This window comes from Pandoraea commovens, from assembly GCF_902459615.1.
Classification (GTDB): domain Bacteria; phylum Pseudomonadota; class Gammaproteobacteria; order Burkholderiales; family Burkholderiaceae; genus Pandoraea; species Pandoraea commovens.
In genome coordinates, this window is the sequence record NZ_CABPSA010000008.1 from 182999 (window position 1) to 206177 (window position 23179).

The 23179-nt window shown below is 63.8% G+C and carries 12 protein-coding genes; 10 read left to right on the forward strand and 2 right to left on the reverse strand.

The window, feature by feature from the left end:
* Positions 1–236 precede the first annotated feature (236 nt).
* The gene (locus tag PCO31010_RS21175; protein ID WP_150666011.1) at positions 237–2318 is read right to left on the reverse strand and encodes a hypothetical protein; all 2082 of its coding nucleotides are present in this window, start codon (positions 2316–2318) and stop codon (positions 237–239) included.
* Between the two features lie 274 nt (positions 2319–2592).
* Here PCO31010_RS21175 and PCO31010_RS21180 point away from each other — a divergent pair, with 274 nt between their 5' ends.
* The 10 genes from PCO31010_RS21180 to PCO31010_RS21225 all read left to right on the forward strand — a co-directional run bounded on the left by PCO31010_RS21180 (position 2593) and on the right by PCO31010_RS21225 (position 22335).
* Positions 2593–7572, forward strand: coding sequence for an RCC1 domain-containing protein (locus PCO31010_RS21180; RefSeq protein ID WP_150666012.1), 4980 nt, complete (start codon positions 2593–2595; stop codon positions 7570–7572).
* 78 nt (positions 7573–7650) lie between these two features.
* Positions 7651–8148 (forward strand): hypothetical protein, encoded by a 498-nt coding sequence (locus PCO31010_RS21185; RefSeq protein WP_150666013.1) that lies wholly within the window; start codon positions 7651–7653, stop codon positions 8146–8148.
* Between the two features lie 47 nt (positions 8149–8195).
* Positions 8196–11342: an RCC1 domain-containing protein gene (locus PCO31010_RS21190; RefSeq protein ID WP_150666014.1), complete on the forward strand. Its 3147-nt coding sequence runs from the start codon at positions 8196–8198 to the stop codon at positions 11340–11342.
* An 18-nt stretch (positions 11343–11360) separates the two neighbouring features.
* On the forward strand, positions 11361–14507 hold the full coding sequence (locus PCO31010_RS21195) for an RCC1 domain-containing protein (protein WP_150666015.1): 3147 nt from the start codon (positions 11361–11363) through the stop codon (positions 14505–14507).
* A gap of 18 nt (positions 14508–14525) precedes the next feature.
* Positions 14526–15122, forward strand: coding sequence for a hypothetical protein (locus PCO31010_RS21200; RefSeq protein ID WP_150666016.1), 597 nt, complete (start codon positions 14526–14528; stop codon positions 15120–15122).
* A gap of 92 nt (positions 15123–15214) precedes the next feature.
* Complete coding sequence (locus PCO31010_RS21205) at positions 15215–16831, forward strand: Ig-like domain-containing protein (protein ID WP_150666017.1); 1617 nt, start codon at positions 15215–15217, stop codon at positions 16829–16831.
* Between the two features lie 216 nt (positions 16832–17047).
* On the forward strand, positions 17048–18427 hold the full coding sequence (locus PCO31010_RS21210; protein WP_150666018.1) for a hypothetical protein: 1380 nt from the start codon (positions 17048–17050) through the stop codon (positions 18425–18427).
* 32 nt (positions 18428–18459) lie between these two features.
* Positions 18460–19833 carry a hypothetical protein gene (locus PCO31010_RS21215; protein WP_150666019.1) on the forward strand — a complete coding sequence of 458 codons (1374 nt, stop codon included), beginning with the start codon at positions 18460–18462 and terminating at the stop codon, positions 19831–19833.
* A gap of 100 nt (positions 19834–19933) precedes the next feature.
* Positions 19934–21307: a hypothetical protein gene (locus tag PCO31010_RS21220; RefSeq protein WP_150666020.1), complete on the forward strand. Its 1374-nt coding sequence runs from the start codon at positions 19934–19936 to the stop codon at positions 21305–21307.
* 212 nt (positions 21308–21519) lie between these two features.
* Positions 21520–22335 carry an acyl-homoserine-lactone synthase gene (locus PCO31010_RS21225; protein ID WP_174985011.1) on the forward strand — a complete coding sequence of 272 codons (816 nt, stop codon included), beginning with the start codon at positions 21520–21522 and terminating at the stop codon, positions 22333–22335.
* On the opposite strand, the gene PCO31010_RS21230 is transcribed toward PCO31010_RS21225, so the two are convergent.
* Positions 22302–23015 carry an autoinducer binding domain-containing protein gene (locus PCO31010_RS21230; RefSeq protein ID WP_150666021.1) on the reverse strand — a complete coding sequence of 238 codons (714 nt, stop codon included), beginning with the start codon at positions 23013–23015 and terminating at the stop codon, positions 22302–22304. The genes PCO31010_RS21225 and PCO31010_RS21230 overlap by 34 nt on opposite strands.
* Positions 23016–23179 lie beyond the last annotated feature (164 nt).

The following is a 23179-nucleotide window of genomic DNA, read 5'->3' on the forward strand; positions in this document are numbered from 1 at the left end:
GCGTCTGCCACTGGCGCTGCGTCGCGGTGCTGTCGGGGGGACTTCGTTACGTGCATCTCGCGCTTGTGGCAACAGCCGGACGCACTGGTTTTCAACCATAGTACGCCGAAAACGTAGCTTCGGAGTTGGCCCGCCCTTCGACGCCCCGAGTTGAAAAAACGGACCGTTTCCCGATGATCGGGGAAACGGTCCGGCGTGCCGCAATGTACCGGCGAAGCCGTTGAACGAGCGTCCGATCAGGTCGGGCGACTCGGGTCGGTTGGCGGGGTCCTGTTTGCCCGCGTATCGGCGAAGATCATCGGCGCCTGCGGCGACGTGACCGAACCGCGGAGGTTGGTGACCGTCACCCGGGCCGTGACCTGACAGATCGAGTAAAAATATTGCTGACGAGACCATGGGTACCTGAACTCGATAGGTTGTCCCGGCGTGGTCACCGTGACCTCGAACGGTGTCCCGGGAAGCAACGTGTCGCCGACATGGCCGAATTCGGCGAGTGCAACCGGTCCCAGATCGCCGTTTCTGCCAAAGAAGCCGAAAACGTGAATACGCACGCGGTCGCCGACCTGCATATTGAGGTACGGCAGGACGCGAACGATCGAGCCCCCGGCCGCGAACGAGCGCGTGTAATCGAGGTTGTTGTTGGGCGCGCCGACTAGCGGCATGAACACCGGCACCGGTAACCCGCCGCCGCCGCCGGGAAGTTCGGCCGCGCTTTGCACCGTGACGTTCTGCACGCGGGAGTACGACGTATTGGCGACCTCCGTGATGCCGTTAGCAGGGTCGGCTGCACGCACCACGCGTGTGGCGGTGTACGCGGCGGGAATCGCTCCGCTGCCGAACTCGGTGATCTTTGCGAAGGGCAGCACCTGCGTGAGGTCGACGCCGCTCGTCACATCGGCCGGGGTGACGGTATACGTCGCAAATGGCGTGGCGGCCGGCGTGACCAGAGGATCGACGCCGTAGAAGAGCGAGATGACGTCGCCTGCCTGGAACGAGGGGGTACCCGATGCGCCTAGCCACGGGATGACGAAAGTCGCGTCCCTGAGCGAGTCTTCCACCGGAATGTCGTTGATGGGAGCGGGGGCGACCCAGCCTCCCTTGCGCACGATTGGCAGACCGAGGTTATCGTTGGTCGGCGTGTTCGGATCGGCATCGTCTCCGCCCGGCTGCGACAGATCGACGACCACGGTGGCCGCCATGGCTGGCGTACCGAGCAATTCGCCGTTGCGAAGGACCTCGTAGGTGACGGCAATGTTGCCGCTACCCTCGGCCTGAACCGTCGCATACGGGATCGAAATGCTCATGAGCGGCTCGACCGTCCCATCCGCGTTGGTCACGGCGACCGGTGCACTGCGTGTGTTTCCCCAGATGACGACAATCCGGTCGCCGTTCTGAATCTTCGCGTTCAGCGGAATGTCCACGCCGACCGGCGTGCGGGCGTCGGCCTCGCCGATGAGACCGTCATCGTCGAACAAGGGGACGACCGGCGGTGCGAGATCGGTGATGCCTTCCTGAAGACGAATGACGGACGGCACGCCGGGCGAAGTGGTCGACGTGTTGCCCGCCAGATCCTCGATCGTGTAGGTGAACGATACGGGGCCGTCCCCCAGAGAGAGCAACTGGTCGCGGGTGAACGGCACTTGGATCAGATCGTCCTGGCCGCCCAGGGGAATGCGATAGGTACTCGTCGCGGTGGAGCCGTCGGCACCGGTCGCGACGACGGTGATGACATCGCCCGGAAGCCGGTCGGAGTAGCTATGGATGGTGGCATTCACCACATCGCCGAGTGCGGTGAGTACGGCGTCAGTAATGCCGTCGGGCAGGACCTCTGGCGGAAGACTCAGACTGCCCGGATTGGGCATCGCCGGGCGTCTCGTGTCGACGAAGAAGAACACAGGGTCGCTGAAACCCGATTCGTTACCGACGAGATCGGAGATGAGTTGATACCGCACCTGATAATCGCCGTGGGCGCGCGGCGCGGGAATGACGATGGTGATTTCTGCGGCATCGCTTTCAGCCCGGGTAATCGCACGCTGCAGCTGAAGCTCGCCGTTGATCGACACTTCGACCAGATCGCCTTCAAAGTAGCCGTCAATGCTGGCGCGATCGAGCGTCGCCCTGAGCGTAAGCGGCTTGTCGTTCGCCGATGCCAGCAGCAGTCCATTCGCAGGAAATCCGGGGGGCAACGGTGCCAGGAGTTCTACGGGAAGTGTCGGCGTGTAGATGTCGATCCCGGAGTCGCTTTGCACCTTGATTCGAGGGGCCGCGACCTGATCGCCTACCGGCACGATCAGTGGCGTATTTTCATCGGTTCTCATAACAGAACTCCTTACCAGTGGAAGTCGGCGCGTGCGCGTTGCTTGCTGGCTGTCGGGGCCATGCCTCCATGCTCGCGACTCGCGAGCAGATCCGCCGGGCGCACACCGTTGGCGGGTGACCATTGTTAATCCGCAGTCTGCTGCCGGGTAACTGTCAACCTTGACAGTTGGCGCACACAAATCAAGCGTGGCTTGATGGAGCTCCGGAGTGCCGGGTGCGCTATCGTCGCGCCCGGGCATTCGACGGCTCATCGAATTCCTGCGGAGACGAACCATGCCGACGACCGACGTTCTTTTCGCGCTGCAACCCGAGACATCGACAAGCGACGCGCTTGTCTTTGCGCCTGTGCAGCGCGATCTCATTTCGATTAATACCGACCTTCAATCGATTATCGTGCCGGTGGTCCTGGCATACGGCGGCGTCGGCTTTCGCGATGTTCAGCAACCCGACGCAAAGCTCCTCGTGACCATTGCGCCGAATGTGCTTTTCGAGCTCGGCGACGTCTTCAGGGTGTTCTGGGGTACTGACCAGTTCGCTGCGGCCGTGCACACGATGACGCCGGAAGACAGGAACCTGCCCATCACGCTCGAGATCGACGTGACGTTGATTCAACGTATCGGCGACGGCCTGATTCCGGTCTGGTTCACGCTGACGTCTGCCTTCACTGGCGACGTGCAGCGCTCCCCGGATGCGCTGGTGCGCGTGAAGATGACGGTGCCGGGCGGTCGCGATCCGAACCCGGTCGATACGCCTTACACCAACGAGAACCTCGCCGCGCCGACCATTCCGCCGGGCATCATCGGCGTGCCGGAAGCGGAAACCGGCGTGCCTGTCACGGTGCCCCCCTGGCTGAACATGGCCGTAGGCGATCGGCTGCGCATTCGCTGGGGCATCGAGTCGGTGCGTCACCCGCCGCTCACGCAGGCGGAAGTCGGCAAACCGGTCACGGTAGTTATCGACAAGAACACGATCCTTGCTGGCGGGGATAGCGAGAATCTGATGGTCACGTACGACATCGACGACGTGGTGAGCGAATGGTCGTTTAACTCGCCGCCGGCGTTCGTCAACGTCGAAGCGAGCGGCGCGACGCTTGCCGTGCCGTACATCCTTCAGGCGCCCAGCGGCGACCTTGACTATGCCGCGCTAAGTGGCCGCGACGCGGATGTCGTGGTGATGTATCTGAGTCCGCCGATGGCTATCGGCGACACCGTGCTCGTGGTCTTCGAAGGACTCTCCGGCGACGGCATTACGGTTCGCCACGAAATGACGGCGCGCGTCACCACAGCCGGTGCGCTCATCACGACCAAGCTGCCGAATGCCGTGGTGCGCACCATCACGCCGGGTACCGCGTCGGTCTATTACTTCGTGCGTAGCGGAACGACGGAGAAGGGGCGTTCGCGGCGGCTGTACTTGCGCGTACTCGGTGAGCGGGGCGGGCTGGCAGCGCCGCGCGTTCGCGAGGCAACCGCCAACCGCCAACTCGATCCCATCAACACCCCCAACGGTGCCAACGTGGAGATCGACCCCTACGTGGGAATGAGCGAAGGGGATCTCGTGTCATTGCGTTGGGAAGGCACCCGTGCGAACGGCACGCCGATGGTGTACACGTCGTGCAGGACGCTGACGGCGGCCGATATTCAGAATCGCGTGGACTTTCTGGTGCCGCCGCTCTATGTCGATACCCTGTTGGGCGGCACGGTGGACGTGTTCTACACGGTGACGCCGGCTTCGGGCGACAGACTCACGCGCGTGTCGGATGTCCTCACGCTCAACGTGGTCGGCGCGAATTTGCTGCCACGCCCCGAAGTGGCGGGCGTGACCAATGGACAACTGACGCCGCCGACGAACCCGACGCAAGGTGTCGAGTTGACCGTGTTGCCCTACACGTTGATGAGCGCGGGCGACGTGATCGAGTGGTTCTGGGACGGTCCGACCACCGCGGGTACTACGCGCGGGCGCGTCGTCGTCACCGACCCCAGCCGGGCTGTCACGGTGACGGTTCCCCGTTCGGTCGTCGATGCGAATTCCGCCGGGCTCGCCTCGGTCGACGCGCATTACCGCGTGACGCGCGCCGGTCAGGCCACGACGCAGGATTCGGTCATCAATCGTTTCACCGTACTGGCTGCCCCGCAGCCGGGGTTGCCCCCGCCGCTGGTCGACGAGGCACCGATGGGCGTACTGGACCCCGAAGCGCTGACGGGCAGTTTCGTCACGGTACGCATCAAACCGTATCCCGGCATGCGCAACGGCGACCGTGTGACCGTGCGATGGGGGGAGGGCACCGGCGGCGGCGAGCAGATTCGCGTGATCGACATCACGACGAACATCGAGAATATGGATATCACGATGCGCGTGGACAGGAGCCGGGTGGACTTCTTCCAGGACAGCTCGGTCGTCGTGAACTACACCGTCAATCGCCTTGACGGTACCCGCCAGGATTCCGAGGACTTTACGGTAGTCGTGCGCACCGAGCGTCGGTGGCCGGCACCGCGCGTTGTGGACGCAGTCGGCGACTTCCTCGATCCTGCACTGGCCGCCCTTGGTGCGGAAACCATCGTGCTGCGCTACGCCGATATGATGCGCAGCGATCGCCTCATCATGCATTGGGGCAATCCGGGTGACGTCGGGTTCTACACCGACAGCATTACGGTGAGCACCGTCCGCGATTATCACTTCCTGCTCAGTGCCGCCACGGTCGCGCCGTGGATCAATCGCACCGTACCGGTCTGGTACGAAGTGCAGCGCGGCGGGGTGGTGCGATTCCGTTCCGAGGTGCTCCAGTTGCGCATCGGCATGAACGAACAGCCGGCGCTGCCCGCACCGTCGGTGCCGGAAGCCGACGGCACCGTGCTCGACCCCTCGAAGCTCACTACCGGCGCGACCGCGACGATTCCGGCCTACCCCGGCATGGCCAGTGGCGACTTCATCGTCATGACGTGGGGTGGCGGGCCGGGCAGCGGCGGGTTGGAGTGGGAGATCGACGTGTCGGCTGCCATGGTCGGGCGGCCGATCACGCGGCCGATCCCGATGGCGAACATCACACCGTTCGAAGGACGAGACGTCACGCTGCAATACAGCGTCGACGGCATTCGGCCACCCCGCCGCGTGTCAGATCCCCTGACGCTGACGGTGCGTCGTCAGTCGCTTCAGATCGGCGCTCCGCGCGTGCCGTCCGTACAGAATGGCGTGCTGGATCCGCGCGAGGTGCTTCAGGGCGCGCAGGTGCTGGTCGACTTCAGCAACGTCATGCGTCAGGGCGACACCATCCGCCTGCATTGGGAAAACTCGATTGCGGCGGGTAGCGACGAGCGGACTGCGACCGTCGGCAGCACGCAGAATCCCATTGCGTTCACCATCGGCGCGGACAAGGTTCAGGCGGGCACGGGGGGCAATGTCTCCGTCTGGTACGAAGTGGTGCGTCTGAATGCGGTCATCGCGACGAGTGCGCGGCTGGATTTCGTCGTCCGCCGTTCGGCGCTGCCCTTGCCGATCATCCTGCAGGCCGTCGGGCAGGTCCTGGACCCGACCGCCGTGCCAGCCACGGGCGCCACCGTGCGGCTCGCGGCGACAGGGTTATTCCGGGCCAACGATCGGATCGAATTGCGGGTGGTCGGGGCCGCTGGCGCGGGTTCCGGGACGTTCACGCACGTGGTGCTGGCGTCGCAGGAAGGTTCGCATATCGACATTGTCGTGCCGAAGAGCGTGATCGACGCGAACAATGGCGGCGCGCCCATGACACTGAGCTATTCGGTGACGCGTGGCACCCTCGTCGAGAATTCCGGACCGAACGTGTACGACGTGCGGCGTGAGCTGGGCGTCGGCGATCTGCGCGTGGTCGGCGCGCGTAACAACGGTACGTCCTACCGGTCGTCGTCGATGCCGCAGTATCTGCGCGCCCTCGATCGCACGACGCGCAACGATATGTTGGCCGAATGGCGGTATTCGGACGAGCAAGCCTGGACCTCTGCCGTTTCGTTCAAGGACACGCGCCCGTGGATGCCGCTGCGCGTGCGCTCAAGTACCAATCAAGTCACGATCAATCCGGTGAATCTCTTCGGCAACGGCTCCGACAGCGTGACGGCGAACGGTGTGGCGGCGCTGAGCGCGATCTTCGCGCGCAGGAACATCGATGCCTGGGGGGCCGACGCGCACGGCGGCGTGGTTCGTCCGACGACCTATCTCACGCTGGATGACATCGTGGAAATTTCGGCAACACGAAGTGCGTTCGCCATCCGTCGCGCGGGCGGACAGATCGCCGGTTGGGGCAATAGCGCCGAAGGCGGGGCGAGCGCCCTCTTCACGAGTGTCAACGATGCGGTGCGTATTCACGGCAACAGCCGGGCATTCGTCGTCGTGCGCGGGCAGGGTTACCTGAGCGCATGGGGCACCGGCGCATCAGGGGCATCGCTCTCGACGGCCGCAGCCAATCTGAGAGACGTCAGGTCGGTGGCTGTCGCAGGCAACGCGTTCTGTGCCCTGACCAGCCGTCGCACGGTCGTCGCCTGGGGCGAGCAAGCCAACGGCGGTAACCCCAGTCAGGCGATCACCGGTCTGAACGACATCATCGACATACGCGGCAATTTCACGGCGTTCTGCGCCTTGCGCGCGAACGGCTCGGTCGTGGCATGGGGCGCGGGCGTCGACGATGGCAGGCAGATCGCCGGTCGGTTCGACATTGTGGAACTGGCCAGCGCCACGGCGCGCGCCTTTGCGGTGCGCACCCGAGCGGGCGGGGTCCTCGCGTTCGGCCTGGGCGCGTACGGCGGCACGCCTGACAACTCCATAACCAGTCTGACCAATGTCGAAGAGGTGACGGCGACATGGGGCGCGTTCGCGGCCCGGCTCAGCAACGGTGCTGTCGTTTGCTGGGGCGACGGCGCCCGTGGTGCGACCGTGCCGGATGCGATCGCGCGCCGTCGCGACATCGTCCACGTCGTCGGCACAGCGGGCGCCTTCGCTGCGCTCACGCGTAGCGGCACGGTGGTTGCCTGGGGGAATCAGTCGCAAGGCGGTAACGCCGTGCCGGTCGCCGGTCAGTTGACGGACATCGTCGCGCTCTATTCCACCACGGAAGCATTTTGTGCGGTCAGAGCAACGGGGGGCGTCGTGACCTGGGGCGTAGCGAACGGCGGGGCAACCATTCCGGCTGCGATCCGCGCGAATCTCGATACGAACTTCTTCTATCAGGCGACTGCGGGGGGGTTGTCATTGGCGACCCCGCAAGGAAAGGCTGCGATGTTGGCTACGGTATGACCCACGCTGCGCTGGCGCGGTCCATGCGAGCCGTGTGGACCCGCTGACGCTAACAGGAAACGTTTCGGGAGATCGATCATGGACGATGGCAAGAGCAGTGTTGACCCGGCAGGCGCGGGTGCAGGCGGTGCGCCGCTGCCCCCGCCGATGTGCAACGACGCAGTGAACGGCACCCTTCCGCTCGGCGAACTGGGCATGCGCGGCGCGTGCTTCTCAGTCGCCGCGTACCCAGGCATGCGCGAGGGCGATTACGTGTCGCTGCGTTTCGACGGTGGCGCTTCGGGGGCGGGCGCCATCGACTTCGATGTGACATCGAATTGGGTCGGAAAGGACCTGGAGATGTGGGTGCCGTGGCCCAGACTCAAGACATTGGCCGCCCGTAACGTGACGGTGGACTATGTCTTGCAGCGAGTCGGCAGCGGCGTCGGCGAAGCTTCGACGGCGGTCACGTTGAACGTCGAAGCGTTCCCGGTTGGTGGGGCCGGGCGTCGACGTCGCAGTGCCGATGAAGACGACGAACCGCGCGTGCGCGGCGAACGGAAGGACTTCCGAAATCGCACGCGGTGGCAGAGCTAGGCCCGATCGCGTCATTCGCTGACATTCGAAAGTAGTAGGAGGTAATCATGGCAGAAGGCACTCTGGTCGCTGCTGCGGCAACCCTTGCGGCGCCGGTTAGCAACGAAGCAAAGAATGGGGCGGTCAACCCGCCGGACTTGTCGGCGCGTGGCGCGACCTTCACAGTCAAGAGCTATCCGGCGATGGCCGACGGCGACTACGTCCAGTTGTTCTTCACGGTCGATGGCGTCAGGACGCAGGTCGGGGAGTACGACGTCTCGGATACCAAGGTCGGTACAGACCTCGTCATTACGGTGCCAAAGGCGACGATGACCGCAGCACTGAACAAGACGATCAGCGTCGACTATGTGGTGTCGCCGTTCGAGGGAGACGACCTGACGTCGGCGTCATTGCCGCTGTACATCGGGGTTCGGGCGGTGACTAAGCTTATCGCGCCTGTTGTGGTGGAGGCGACGGGAGACCAGCTGGACGTCGAATACCTCGACTACGGCATCTCGGTGCGCATTCCGATCTACTCGGGCATGGCGATTAACGATGAGATTCGTCTGCTGATCGGCACACCGGGCGAATCGACGTTCTACACGGACAAGATCAAGGTCCGGGCAGTGCGAGCGGTGACGTTCTCGGTGCCGCCGGAGGCCATCGCGCCGTTCAAGAACAGGAAGATGCCGGTGGCCTATGAGGTGGTGCGTGCGGGCGTCGCCGCGCCGATTCCCTCGGAGGTACTGGGTCTGAAGGTCGGCGAAGTGGAAGATCCGAATCTGCTGGCCGTGCCGGTGATCAGCGAAGCGACCGGCAGCATTCTTAACCCGGATCTGGCGCCCACAGGGGTGACGGCGCTCATCGGCCCGTACGCGGGCATTGCGGACGGCGACTACGTGCATGTTGTGTGGGCGGGTGGCCCGCCCGCAGGCGCGGAGTGGTATCTGGACATCTCGGAAAAATACCTGAACGCGCCGTATCCGCTGCGCATTCCGGTGAACAAGATCACACCGTTCCTCGGGCAAAGAGTGACGTTGTCGTACTCGAAGGAAATGCCGGACGGGTCGTGGCAACCGTCAAAGGCGCTAGTGCTCGACGTCAAACGGGAGTCTGCTGCGGTGGCCGCGCCGGTGGTGCCGTCGTCGGCGAACGGGCAACTGGATCTTCGCGATGTGGACCCGGCCGCAGGCGTAGTCGTGACGGTGCCCGCCAACGCGGGCATCCGTCAGGGCGATGTGATCACGCTGTACTGGGACAGTGAAGTCGATGAAGGCGATTACACGAGCAATCCGTATATCGTCAAAGCGACGGACGTGGGTCAGGACATCCGTTTCACGGTGCCTTACTCGCGGGTGAGGGACGGTGGCGAGAAGATGGCGGATGTGAGTTACGACATCACGCGCGGTGCAGCGGTGGTCTTCACTGGGGAAGTGACGGAGTTGGTGGTTCGCAATGCGGTGACCCCGGCGGCGGAAATTGTCGAGGCGGTGAACGACCGACTGAATCCGGACGACTGTCCGAACGGCGTGCATGTGCGCATCCCAGCCACGGCAAAGTTGCGACTGAACGACGAGGTGACGGTGACGTTGCGAGGTGCGCCGGGCGGGGGCACGATGACGCAGACGGCGAAGGTGACGCAGACGCAAGCCGGGGGCGAGCTGATCGTAGTGCTGCCCAAGAGTGTGGCGCAAGCCAACATCGGGCGAACCATCTCGTTGGAGTACTCGCTCAAGCGCGCAAATGGCGGCACGCAAGAGGTGGCACCGCCTGCGCGCTTCGATGTGGTGGCGGTGCCGGGCAAGGGGCAACTGCTGGTAATGGGGGCGCGCAATTTGTTCGGCGATCCTTTTTCGTCTCAAACGCCGCAATTCGTCAGCAGCTTCGTGCGTGCCACGCGCCAACCGGTCAAGGCGCTGTGGAAATACGACGATGAGAGCGAGGTGACACTCGCGACGACGTTCCGTGACCGGCGTCCGTGGATGACACTTCAGGTCAGCACGCAGGACGATGTTGTGACGTTAAATCCGGTCAACATTTTCCCCGTTGGGACTGCGCAGAACGCTGCGGGCCAAATGATGGCCTTGACCAATCGCGGGAGTGTGGTGACCTGGGGGGCAAATTCGCCCGCCGCCACGGGCGTCATGCCGTCGACGCTGTACACGCTTGACGACGTGATCGACATCGCTTCGACCGGCTACGCCTTTGCGCTGCGTCGGCTGAACGGCCGCATTGCGGTATGGGGCCATGCGTCCTACGGTGGTGTGCTACCGACGGATTTCTCGGTGACGGATGCCAGACGGATTGTGGGCACGCACGGCGCCTTTGGCCTTGTGCGCAACAACGGTCAATTGGCGGCATGGGGGCATTCGACCTACGGCGGACAACTTAGTGCGGCGGCCAAGGCGGTCACGGACGGGCGTATGGTCTATTCCACCAACAGCGGCGCGTTCGCCTGTGTGCGGGCAGGGGGGAATGTGACCTGCTGGGGGCATGCTTCGTTCGGCGGCAATCCGGGGCAGGACATTCTGGCCTTTACCGACATTCTCGGCGTGCGCGGCAATGCGTACGCCTTCGTGGCCTATCGCCGAAACGGTACCGTCGTGGCGTGGGGGCACGCTGGGCTCGGCGGAACCGTGCCGCCCAACATCGCGGCGCGTTTCGATATCGTTGTGCCTGGGGCGGCGACACTGGGAGCGTTCACCGCCATCACGGCGAACAAGGAGGTTGTGGCGTGGGGGCATGCTTCCTACGGCAACATCGTGCCTGCCGATATCGCGAGCTTTACCGACATTGAGGAAACGACGGCGACGCACAGTGCGTTTTGTGCGCGTCGCAGCAATGGCTCGGTGGTGGCCTGGGGCGCAGGGTTGGCGGCGGTCGTACCCGCCGAGATTGCTCGCCGCAATGACATCGTGCAGGTGGCAGCCACGCATACTGCGTTCGCTGCTCTGTGCCGGGACGGCACGGTCGTGGCATGGGGGGATCAGAACAACGGCGGCAACACGGCACCGGTCGCAGGGCAGCTGAGGAACGTTGTCGCGGTGTACGCCGGATCCCAGTGTTTCGTGGCTGTACTCGAACAAGGCGGCATCGTGACGTGGGGCCTTGCCGCTTCCGGCGGCAACAGCGCTTCTGTTCAACAGTTTCTCGGCACGAACCTCACGTATCTCGCCACGGCAGCCTCGCGTGGCCGGATCGTCGTGGCGTCCTGATCGTCAAGGAGAGTCATCATGGCAGAAGGCACTCTTGTCGCTGCGGCGGCCACCCTTGCGGCGCCGGTTAGCAACGAAGCAAAGAATGGGGCGGTCAATCCGCCGGACTTGTCGGCGCGTGGCGCGACCTTCACAGTCAAGAGCTACCCGGCGATGGCCGACGGCGACTACGTCCAGTTGTTCTTCACGGTCGATGGCGTCAGGACGCAGGTCGGTGAGTACGACGTCTCGGATACCAAGGTCGGTACGGACCTTGTGATCACGGTGCCCAAGGCGACGATGACTGCGGCTCTGAACAAGACGATCAGTGTCGACTATGTGGTGTCGCCGTTCGATGGAGACGATTTGACGTCTGCGTCATTGCCGCTGTTCATCGGGGTTCGGGCAGTGACCAAGCTCATTGCGCCGGTAGTGGTGGAGGCGACGGGAGACCAGCTGGACGTCGAATATCTCGACTACGGCATCTCGGTGCGCATTCCGATCTACTCGGGCATGGCGATTAACGATGAGATTCGTCTGCTGATCGGCACGCCGGGCGAATCGTTCTACACGGACAAGATCAAGGTCCGTGCAGTGCGAGCGGTGACGTTCTCGGTGCCGCCAGAGGCCATCGTGCCGTTCAAGAATCGGAAGGTGCCGGTGGCCTATGAGGTGGTGCGTGCGGGTGTCGCCGCGCCGATCCCCTCGGAGGTTCTGGGTTTGAAGGTCGGCGAGGTGGAGGATCCGAATTTACTCGCCGTGCCGGTGATCAGCGAAGCGACGGGCAGCATTCTGAACCCGGATCTGGCTCCGACAGGAGTGACGGCGCTCATCGGCCCGTACGCGGGCATTGCGGACGGCGACTACGTGCACGTGGTGTGGGCGGGTGGCCCGCCAGCGGGTGCGGAGTGGTATCTGGACATCTCGGAAAAGTACCTGAACGCGCCGTATCCGCTGCGCATTCCCGTGAACAAGATCACCCCGTTCCTCGGGCAAAGAGTCACGTTGTCGTACTCGAAGGAAATGCCCGACGGGTCGTGGCAACCGTCGAAAGCGCTGGTGCTCGACGTCAAACGTGAGTCGGCTGCGGTGGCCGCGCCGGTGGTGCCCTCGTCGGCGAACGGGCAACTGGATCTTCGCGATGTGGACCCGGCCACGGGCGTAGTCGTGACGGTGCCCGCGAACGCGGGGATCCGGCAGGGTGACGTGATTACGCTGTACTGGGACAGCGAGGTGGACGAAGGCGATTACACGAGCAATCCGTACATCGTCAAAGCGACGGACGTGGGGCATGACATCCGTTTCACGGTGCCTTACTCGCGGGTGAGGGACGGTGGCGAGAAGATGGCGGATGTGAGTTACGACATCACGCGTGGTGCGGCGGTGGTCTTCACTGGGGAAGTGACGGAGTTGGTGGTTCGCAATGCGGTGACCCCGGCGGCGGAAATTGTCGAGGCGGTGAACGACCGACTGAATCCGGACGACTGTCCGAACGGCGTGCATGTGCGAATTCCAGCGACGGCGAAATTGCGAGTGAACGACGAGGTGACGGTGACGTTGCGAGGTGCCCCGGGCGGGGGCACGATGACGCAGACGGCGAAGGTGACGCAGGCGCAAGCCGGAGGCGAGTTGATCGTGGTGCTGCCCAAGAGTGTGGCGCAGGCCAACGTCGGGCGAACCATTTCGCTGGAGTACTCGCTCAAACGCGCGAACGGCGGAACGCAAGAGGTGGCGCCGCCCGCGCGCTTCGATGTGGTGTCGATCCCGGGTAAGGGGCAGTTGCTGGTGATGGGCGCACGCAACGTGTTCGGTAGTCCTCTTGCGTCTCAAACGCCGCAATTCCTCAGCAGCTTCGTGCGTGCCACGCGCGAACCGGTGAAGGCGCTGTGGAAATACGACGACGAGAGTGAGGTGACACTCGCCTCGACATTCCGGGACCGGCGTCCGTGGATGACGCTTCAGGTGAGCACGCAAGACGATGTTGTGACGCTGAACCCGGTCAACATTTTCAGTATCGGAAGCGCGAGTAACGCCATGGGTCAAATGATGGCCCTGACTAATCGCGGAAGTGTCGTGAGCTGGGGGGCGAACGCACCCGCCTACACGGGGGCCATGCCGTCGACGCTTTACACGCTTGACGACGTGATCGATGTTGCTTCGACCAACTATGCCTTTGCGCTGCGTCGGCTCAATGGCCGCATCGCGGTATGGGGCCATGCATCCTACGGCGGTGTGCTGCCGTCGGATTTATCGGTGACGGATGCCAGACGGATTGTTGGCACGCAATTCTCCTTTGCCCTTGTGCGCAACAACGGCCAATTGGCGGCATGGGGACATCCGAGCTATGGCGGCCAACTGAGCGCAGCGGCCAAGGCGGTCACCGACGGGCGCATGGTTTATTCCACATATTCCGGCGCGTTCGCCTGTGTGCGGGCGGGCGGTAATGTGACCTGCTGGGGGTGGGCTGCGAGCGGCGGCAATCCGGGGCAGGACATTCTCGCCTTTACCGACATTCTCGGCGTGCGAGGCAATGCAAATGCCTTTGTCGCTTACCGCCGTAACGGCACCGTTGTGGCGTGGGGCGCCGCTGGAGAGGGTGGGACTGTGCCACCCAATATCGCGGCGCGTTTCGATATCGTCGTGCCCGGGGCAACGACATTGCACGCCTTCTCCGCCATCACGGCGAACAAGGAGGTCGTGGCGTGGGGGCATGCTTCCTTTGGAGGCACCGTACCTGCTGATATCGCGAGCTTTACTGACATCGAGGAAACGACGGGGACGCTCGGTGCGTTTTGCGCGCGTCGCAGCAATGGCTCGGTAGTGGCCTGGGGGAACGCAACACAGGGGGGAGTCGTACCCGCCGAGATTGCACGTCGCAGCGACATCGTGCAAGTGGCAGCCACGAATACCGCGTTCGCCGCACTGTGTCGGGATGGCACGGTTGTGGCATGGGGAGATCAGAACAACGGCGGCAATACGGCACCGGTCGCGGGGCAGTTGAGGAACGTTGTCGCGGTGTACGGGGGATTCCAGTGTTTCGTGGCTGTACTCGAACAGGGAGGCATCGTGACCTGGGGCCTGGCCGCTTCCGGTGGCAACAGCGCCGCTGTTCAACAGTTTCTCGGCACGAACCTCACGTATCTCGCCACGGCAGCCTCGCGTGGCCGGATCGTCGTGGCGTCCTGATCGTCAAGGAGAGTCATCATGGATGAGAGCAACACCAACAGCAACACCGAGGCGACCGACACGGTGCCGGTCGCGGAGATCCCGGGCATTGCACCCGCCGCAGATGCCGCAGTTGTGGCACAGCCGTCCACATCCGCTACCGAACCGCTGCTCGCGCCCACGGGCGTCGACGTGGAGGACGGCAAGCTGGTCTTGCGCACGGTCGGCATGCGTGGTGCGGCGTTCACGATTGCGCCTTATAGCGGTATGAGCGAGGGCGACAGTGTGTCCCTGCGTGTGAGCGGCGGGGACGCGGGCGTCGTCTCGACCGATTTCGACGTGACCGAGAACTGGATCGGCGAGGACATCACGCTATGGGTGCCGTGGCCGAAGCTCAAGGCACTCGCGGGGCGTGATATCACGGTGGACTACATCGTGCGCCCGGCCGCAGGTGGCGCGCAACGGGTGTCGGACACGCTCGGCGTGCACGTTGAGGCGCTGGGGAAGGAGGGTCTCGGCGAGCGGCGCTCACGATGGGTTGCTGGGGGAGGGAATGCCGACGATGGCGATAGTGACGCCGCACGACGTCGCGCACGCCGCGAGGCGAGGGCCGACCGAACGCGCTGGGCGAGCTAGCCGATGCGGCCCGGGCGACGTGCATGGCGGCACGACGACCGGGCGCGACGCGAGGCACTTTCCCGGCCATCATTCTTGAGTGGAGCACGATCATGGATCGCGACGACGTATCGGTGTTGGCAGCCGCTGCGGCAGTCCTTGAAGCGCCGAGAGTTACCGAAGCGACCGGTAACAATCTCGACCCTGCGACGGACCCGGCCACAGTGGAAATTCCCGTGTATACGGGCAAGGCGTTGGACGACCTCGTCACCCTGAATTGGCGAGGACGCTCGGCAGCCGCAAACTTTTCAGATGCGTTACGGGTGAGCGCGTCTGCCGTGACGCGAGTGCAGCGTTTCTCCGTGCCGGGCACTGTCATCCTTGCGGGCGAGGGCGGGACGGTCAGCGCGACCTATACCGTGACACATCGTAACGGGGTGACGGACACGTCCCGCGCGCTCACCCTCCAGATCGGTGAGCCTGCGCCGGAGCCGGGGCTCGTCGATCCGCCGGTCATCGACGGCGTTGTGGGCGGAGTGTTGAATCTGGAGAGCGTGCCCGCACAAGGCGCATCGGCGACGATCAGGCCGTACGCGGGAATGGCGCGCTTCGATGTCGTGTTCATCAACATCGACAACGCCAGGTGGGAAGACGCGAAACGCATCGAACTGCCCACCGACGTCAACCAGCCGGTGCGATTCACCATTCCTCGCGAGGTACTTGCCAGCATCTCCGGCCGCGAAGTCGTGGTGAAAACGCAGGTCATGCTGGCGAACGGCACGCTCATCCACTCGAACGATTCGAGGATACGGGTGCTGGAACCGGTCGGCGCGCTGCCTGCCGTCGACGTGCCGCAGGCCCAGTCCCAGACGATTGATCCCGTCACGCTCAGTACCCCCACGGTGCAAGTGCGGGTCAGGCCTTATCCGGGCATTGCAACGGGCGACGTGGTGGAACTCTCCTGGACCAACGCCAGTGGCGCACCGGCCCCGTTCGTGGCGCGCAGCACGGTGGGTGCGACACCGCAGGATGACATCCTCTTCGAAGTCCCGCGCATTCACGTCGACCAGAACGTCGATCGTTCGGCGACGATCTCATACGCCGTAGTGCGCGGCACGGCCATGCCCGTGCGCTCGGCGGCCTATCTGTTGTATGTGGGCGCGCCCTTCGATGCGCCCGCGACGATCGATCTGGCCGTACACGGCTACATCATCGGCGAGCGGCCTCCGCTTGCGCCCCCCAATTTCGCCATGCTCACGCGCGAGGCGAGATTCGGCACGGCGCCGTACACCTATCGCTCGGACGACACTACAGTGGCGCAGATCGATGCCAATGGGCGCGTGACGGCAACCGGCAACGGGACGGTGAGGATTACCGCGACAGACGGCCTCGGACAGTCGCGCAGCTTCACCCTGACGGTGCGCGGCGCACGACAGATGTTTTTCGTCAGCGGCAATCAGACCCAGGCGGGCGCACGCATCGCATGTACGACTGCAAGGCTGGTGTTGCCGAGCGTCGAAGAGATGCAGGCGTTCTGGCGAACTTATTTCCCCAGCAGCGGGCCAGTGGGGCGTTATATGGGGTGGCAAAGCTACCATTTTTGGACGAGTACGTCGCTAGACGCGGCGACCGCAGTCACCTACGACCTGAGCGGCGGATCCGAGGAGAGAAATGTGAGCGGCCGCCGCCTGACCGATCGGCTTCAGGTGGTGGGCATCACGCCTCCGTGACGTCCGGCGTTGCCCATGCGACGCGCAATCGTGCCCTTGTGACGCTTGCCTGACGTCGCTTCGATTCCTGTCTGATATTCCCGAAGGATTGGACCGCCCGGTGGAGCGGCCATGACCCCGGCGTGCGTTCGCGCGCGCCGGGTGGACCGGTTCACGCGCAGAATTCACACCGAATTCGCGCCGATTCCACGCAGGGCTTTCGTATGGAGGTTCCTCATGACGCGCTTATTCCGATGGCTGACGAGGGTCGGTTGCGTGCTGACGCTATGGCTTGTCGTGGGGGCAGCGCATGCGCTGGCGCCCGACGATATCGATTTCGGCACACTCAACGACACCGCCGCAATCGATGCCGCCGACGCGGCGCAAATGAGCGGTGCCGACACCGCACGGCTCATCAACGCGCGATACGCGAAAGCGGTGCCCCGATGCTTTGCGGAGAGTCCGACCTACGAGTGCTCCGGGCTGCTGCTGCGCGTGGCCCCACCGAACGGGGTGGGTAATACGTTCTGGCGTCAGAGTCCTGCCGAGACGGCGGCGGGGTATGCCGAACTGACGTATGTGCGTCGGGACACACCGGCTGCGCGCCCGCCGGGCTCGGTGGGCTTCGTGCTGGCAGACCGGCCAAGCGCGGCAGGCAACTTGAAGCCGTATTCGCTCATGTGCGGTTGCCCGCCATACGGCCAGACATTGCCCACGTGCGCAGCGTGCGCGCGCAGCCCGAACGCCGTGGGCGTGAGTCTGTGGAACGTCAACACACCGGCCACGCTCGACGTGGAGGCGATCTACTACGACGTGAGCGCGGGCGGTCAGCTCATGCAGGCGCTGCGGTACCAGAACGATTACTTCGCCGCGACCGGGCAATGGGTTCCGATTCTGCGCGCGTCGCTTACTGGCGGTGACGGCACCGCCTTCGGCTTCGATGAACGGGACCAACTGATGTGGGGCTTTACCGTCGTGAGGGATCTGGAAGCGCGGTATGCCGATACTCGCATGGTGTGTCCGGGCAACACGCCGGGCTACCAGTGCTCCGGCGTGTTGATACGCGTGACGGGATACGGTCCCACATTCAGGTCATGGAATCCGAGTCCGGCGGCTGTCAGAGACGGTGCTGTGTCCTGGTCGTACGTACGCAGGGACATGAACATGACGGTCACGGCGGGCACCGGGCCGGGGCTCCTGCTGCACGAATTGCAATATCCGTCGGCCTACACGCCGCAATGGCGGTGCGCTTACGCGGTGAACGGGAGTACGGCGGGCAACCCGGGGCGGTGCTCGCGTCCGGGCGCGTTGCCTGCGGGCGCTGCCGGATTCCAGTCGTTGGTGACCGCCCGGAGAACGATCCGCGACCAGCACAACGAAATCATTCTTGCCGCATGGCCGCAGAACATTCCCGACGATCTGCCCTTGCAGGGCATCTTCTATACGGTTGACACATCTCGCGGCGGCGCACAGTCCATTCAGCAGGACTACATGGGGACGACCGGGCACTTCATGCCGGTCCTTTCCGTGCGTCTGACGATGGCGCCGGGAGCGATCTTCCGATTTGTTCCAGCGGAACAAACGGGGTCGATGAGCACGACGGCTATCGGAAACTGAGTCCTCACAGGACTTTCGCAGGGAGGTTCCTCATGACACGCTTATTCCGATGGCTGATATGGGGCGGCTACGTGCTGACGTTATGGTTTGCCGTGGGCGTGGCGCATGCGCTGGCACCCGACGATATCGGCACCCTCAGCGACACAGCCGCAATCGATGCCGCCGAAGCGGCACAAATGAGCGGTGCCGACACCGCCCGGCTCATCAACGCGCGATACGCGAAAACGGTGCCCCGATGCTTTGGGGAGAGTCCGACCTACGAGTGCTCCGGACTGCTACTGCGCGTGGCACCGCCGAACGGGGTGGGCAATACGTTCTGGCGTCAGAGCCCTGCGGAGACGGCGGCCGGGTATGCCGAAATGACGTATGTGCGTCGGGACATGCCAGCGGCGCGCCCGCCCGCCTCGGTGGGCTTCGTGCTGGCCGACCGGCCGAGCGCGGCAGGCAACGAGAAGCCGTATTCGCTCATGTGCGGTTGCCCGCCATACGGCCAGGCATTGCCGACGTGCGCGGCGTGCGCGCGCAGCCCGAACGCGGTAGGCGTGAGTCTGTGGAACGTCAACACACCGGCCACGCTGGACGTGGAGGCGATTTACTACGACGTCAGCGCGGGCGGTCAGCTCATGCAGGCGCTGCGGTATCAGAACGATTACTTCGCCGCGACCGGGCAATGGGTGCCGATTCTGCGTGCGTCGCTCGCTGGTGGCGACGGCACCGCATTCGGCTTCGATGAACGGGACCAACTGATGTGGGGCTTTACCGTCGTGAGGGATCTGGAAGCGCGGTATGCCGATACTCGCATGGTGTGTCCGGGTAACACGCCGGGCTATTACTGCTCCGGTGTGGTGATTCGGGTGACGGGATACAGTGCCGGGGCCCGGGCATGGAATCCGAGTCCGCAAGGCGCCAGAGACGGTGCGCTGTCCTGGTCGTACGCCCGCCGGGACATGAGGATGACGAATGCGGCGGGCACCGATGCGGGAATGCTGCTGCACGAACTGCGATATCCGTCGACATACACGCCACAATGGAGATGCGCCTACACGTACAACGCCGGGACTTCGGGTACGCCGGGACGGTGCACGCGTCCGGGTGCCATGCCTGCGAGCGTCGCAGGATTTCAGGCGTTCGTGAGCTCCCGGCAATCGGCTGGCCCCGCGCACAACGAAATTATTCTTGCCGCGTGGCCGCTGGACATTCCCAACGATCTGCCCTTGCAGGCCTTCTTCTATCAGGTAGATGCAACGCGCAGAAACGCGCAGTCCATTCAGCAAGACTACATGGGGAGAACCGGACACTTCATGCCGGTCGTTGCCATGCGCCTGCCGATGGCACCGGGGTCGGTTTTCAGATACGTACCGGCAGAACAAACGGGAGCGATGAGCACGACGGCCGTCGGCAACTGAGTCGCAGGATCGAGGGATTTGCCCACCTGGCGGCGTGGCCGCGCCCCTGGTGGACCGGGTCGCGCTGTTTCTTCCCAGGGCTTTTGAATGGAGGTTCCTCATGACGCGCTTATTCCGATGGCTGACGAGGGTCGGTTACGTACTGACGCTATGGCTCGCCGTGGGGGCAGCTCATGCGCTGGCGCCCGACGATATCGGCACACTCAGCGACACAGCCGCAATCGATGCCGCCGAAGCGGCACAAATGAGCGGTGCCGACACTGCCCGGCTCATCAACGCGCGATACGCGAAAACGGTGCCCCGATGCTTTGGGGAGAGTCCGACCTACGAGTGCTCCGGGCTGCTACTTCGCGTGGCGCCACCGAACGGGGTGGGTAATACGTTCTGGCGTCAAAGTCCTGCGGAGACGGCGGCGGGGTATGCCGAACTGACGTATGTGCGTCGGGATACGCCAGCGGCGCGCCCGCCCGCCTCGGTGGGCTTCGTGCTGGCAGACCGACCGACCGCAGCAGGCAACGAGAAGCCGTATTCGCTCATGTGCGGTTGCCCGCCGTATGGCCAGACATTGCCCACATGCGCGGCGTGCGCGCGCAGCCCGAACGCGGTAGGCGTGAGTCTGTGGAACGTCAATACACCGGCCACGCTCGACGTGGAGGCGATTTATTTCGACGTCAGCGCGGGCGGCCAGCTCATGCAGGCGCTGCGGTATCAGAACGATTACTTCGCTGCGACCGGGCAATGGGTGCCGATTCTGCGTGCGTCGCTCGCAGGCGGCGAGGGCACTGCGTTCGGCTTCGATGAACGGGACCAACTGATGTGGGGCTTTACCGTCGTGAAGGATCTGGAAGCGCGATATGCCGACACCCGCATGGTGTGTCCGGGCAATACGCCGGGTTATCAGTGCTCCGGCGTGTTGTTTCGAGTGACGGGATACAGTGCCGGGGCCCGGGCGTGGAATCCGAGTGCGGCAGGCGCAAGAGACGGTGCGCTGTCCTGGTCGTATGCACGCCGGGACATGAATATGACGAACGCGCTGTACGCCGATGCGGGGATGCTGCTGCACGAGCTGCGATATCCGTCGACATACACGCCGCAATGGCGATGCGCCTATGCGCGCGATGCCGGGACTGCGGGCACGCCGGGGCGGTGCTCGCTTCCGGGGGCCATGCCTGCGAGCGTCGCAGGATTTCAGGCGTTGGTCACCGCCAGGCAATCGATCCGCGGCACGCACAACGAAATCATTCTTGCCTCGTGGCCGCTGAACATTCCCAACGACCTGCCCCTGCAGGCCTTCTTCTATCAGTTCGACACACTGCGTACAAACGCGCAGTCCATTCAGCAGGACTACATGGGGAGGACGGGGCACTTCATGCCGGTCGTTGCCATGCGCCTGCCGATGGCACCGGGGTCGGTTTTCCGATACGTACCGTCAGAACAAACGGGAGCGATGAGCACGACGGCCGTCGGCAACTGAGTCGCAGGGCGGCGAAGCAACGGGAACGACGCGCCCGTGCCGACGCGCGTCCGTCCGCGTGGATACGGGGCGACGACGTACCGTGAAATGCTCACTTTCTGAAAGCCAATCTCCCAAATTTTTCAACGGACGACTGTCAACCTTGACAGTTTTCGCTCATAGGTCCGGTCGATACGCTGAGCTCTCCTATTATTTTTTATTGGAGAGATTCGATGCGAGTGGATGTGATCACAGGTGCCCAGATGATGCCGGCCATGCGAGCCGAATTGGCGCGCTTCAGGCACCGGGTATTTGTGGAGCGGCTCGGTTGGCGCGTGCCGGATCAGCGGGCTGCGGATGCCGCTTCGCGTGGCGAAGAGGCCGACGAATACGATCACGAGGAAACCGTGTATGTCACGTTGCGCGGCCCGGGCGAGGAGATCGTCGGCTGTGCCCGTCTGTTGCCCGCGACCCGGCGTTTCCTATTGAAAGACCATTTCCAATATCTCGTCGACGACCTACCGGCGGCTCTGTCGCTCGGAGTTCCCGCAAGCATCAAGCGAGGCGCAAATGGGGTCACCTGCGGCAGTGATGGGGGCAGCGAACATTTCTCGCCGGACGACACGGCTTGCGCCTCGGTGTGGGAGCTGTCGCGTTTCGCGCTGTCGCTACCGGTTGCGCAGTCGCACAGTGCAATTCAGGGGGCGCGCGAACTGTTGCGTGCCGCAATGTTCGCAGCCCTGGCGCTAGGCGCCAAACGCCTCGTCGGCGTGACGTATGTCAGTCTCGCGCGGCTGTTCGTGCGATTGGGTGTGCCGACGCATCGGCTGGGGAAATGCCATCGCATCGACGGTCGTTGGGTGGCGGCCTATCGCATCGATGTCGATGCGATCGCGCTCGCGGCGCTGGGCCTGACGTGCGCGGCAACACCTGCCGCCGATATGACACTGCCGCCGGGGATGCCGGAGATGTCGGGGATGCCGGTGAGTGCCCCGGCATCGATACCCGATCCGCGTCAACGCCACATGACAAGCCGAATGGCACTTTGAACCTTGTTACGGCATCCCGTTTTGTCGAGACAGTTGCGGATGTGAAAATTGACCGTTCGAGCGGAAATGCCGAGGATTTCGCCGATCTCGTCGGCCGTCTTCCCCTCTGCGGTCCACAGTAGCACTTCACGTTCGCGCATCGAGAGAGAATCGATGTCGAAAGGGGGGCGCTTCGGCCGTAGAAGGCGACTCATGGCCTCGTGCGTATAGTTCGCTATCGCCCCCATCCCGACACGCAACGAAGCGATCTCAGCGGCATTGAGTGGGGGCTGCGTGCGTCCGAAATTCAGCAGCCCGAATTCGCCGTGCGGCCCCCAGCTCGATCGCGCGACACCATGATTGAGTCCGAATCGCGAGGCGGCTTCCCAGAAGGCGTTCGCCGACGGTAGCGTCGGATCGCGCCAGATCAACAGACGGTCGCTGTGCTGACCCACGACGACGGTCGGGTCGACTTCGATGAAATTATGCTTTGCGTAATAGTCCATCCAACCCGGCGGATACGTGTCGAAGATATGCAACTCCGACTGCGTTGCGCTGCGATGGCTGCGAAAGCCGTAACACGTGTAATCGAAGCCGATTCGTTTGGAGAACTCGTCGATGCGCTGAAACAAGATTTGCGCATCTGTAATGCCGTTGCAGTCCTTATCCATTGCTTCGAGCAAATGCATCAAGGCAGACATGATGTCTCCAGGGGGAAGTCGGATGCTTGTGCGCTTAACTGCTTATTTTAGAGACACCGATTCCGAAAGCGCGCACGACGCCACCATGGCGAATTACGCCATGTCGGCCCCTGGGTCATGCTGATGCGTCGGAGTTTTTAATTGAACACTGCGAATAAGATGGT

What these genes read in the sequence shown, in the direction of transcription:
- PCO31010_RS21175 (WP_150666011.1), bottom strand. Translation starts at nt 2,318, where the DNA reads ATGAGAACCGATGAAAATACGCCACTGATCGTGCCGGTAGGCGATCAG.
- PCO31010_RS21180 (WP_150666012.1), top strand. Translation starts at nt 2,593, where the DNA reads ATGCCGACGACCGACGTTCTTTTCGCGCTGCAACCCGAGACATCGACA.
- PCO31010_RS21185 (WP_150666013.1), top strand. Translation starts at nt 7,651, where the DNA reads ATGGACGATGGCAAGAGCAGTGTTGACCCGGCAGGCGCGGGTGCAGGC.
- PCO31010_RS21190 (WP_150666014.1), top strand. Translation starts at nt 8,196, where the DNA reads ATGGCAGAAGGCACTCTGGTCGCTGCTGCGGCAACCCTTGCGGCGCCG.
- PCO31010_RS21195 (WP_150666015.1), top strand. Translation starts at nt 11,361, where the DNA reads ATGGCAGAAGGCACTCTTGTCGCTGCGGCGGCCACCCTTGCGGCGCCG.
- PCO31010_RS21200 (WP_150666016.1), top strand. Translation starts at nt 14,526, where the DNA reads ATGGATGAGAGCAACACCAACAGCAACACCGAGGCGACCGACACGGTG.
- PCO31010_RS21205 (WP_150666017.1), top strand. Translation starts at nt 15,215, where the DNA reads ATGGATCGCGACGACGTATCGGTGTTGGCAGCCGCTGCGGCAGTCCTT.
- PCO31010_RS21210 (WP_150666018.1), top strand. Translation starts at nt 17,048, where the DNA reads ATGACGCGCTTATTCCGATGGCTGACGAGGGTCGGTTGCGTGCTGACG.
- PCO31010_RS21215 (WP_150666019.1), top strand. Translation starts at nt 18,460, where the DNA reads ATGACACGCTTATTCCGATGGCTGATATGGGGCGGCTACGTGCTGACG.
- PCO31010_RS21220 (WP_150666020.1), top strand. Translation starts at nt 19,934, where the DNA reads ATGACGCGCTTATTCCGATGGCTGACGAGGGTCGGTTACGTACTGACG.
- PCO31010_RS21225 (WP_174985011.1), top strand. Translation starts at nt 21,520, where the DNA reads ATGCGAGTGGATGTGATCACAGGTGCCCAGATGATGCCGGCCATGCGA.
- PCO31010_RS21230 (WP_150666021.1), bottom strand. Translation starts at nt 23,015, where the DNA reads ATGTCTGCCTTGATGCATTTGCTCGAAGCAATGGATAAGGACTGCAAC.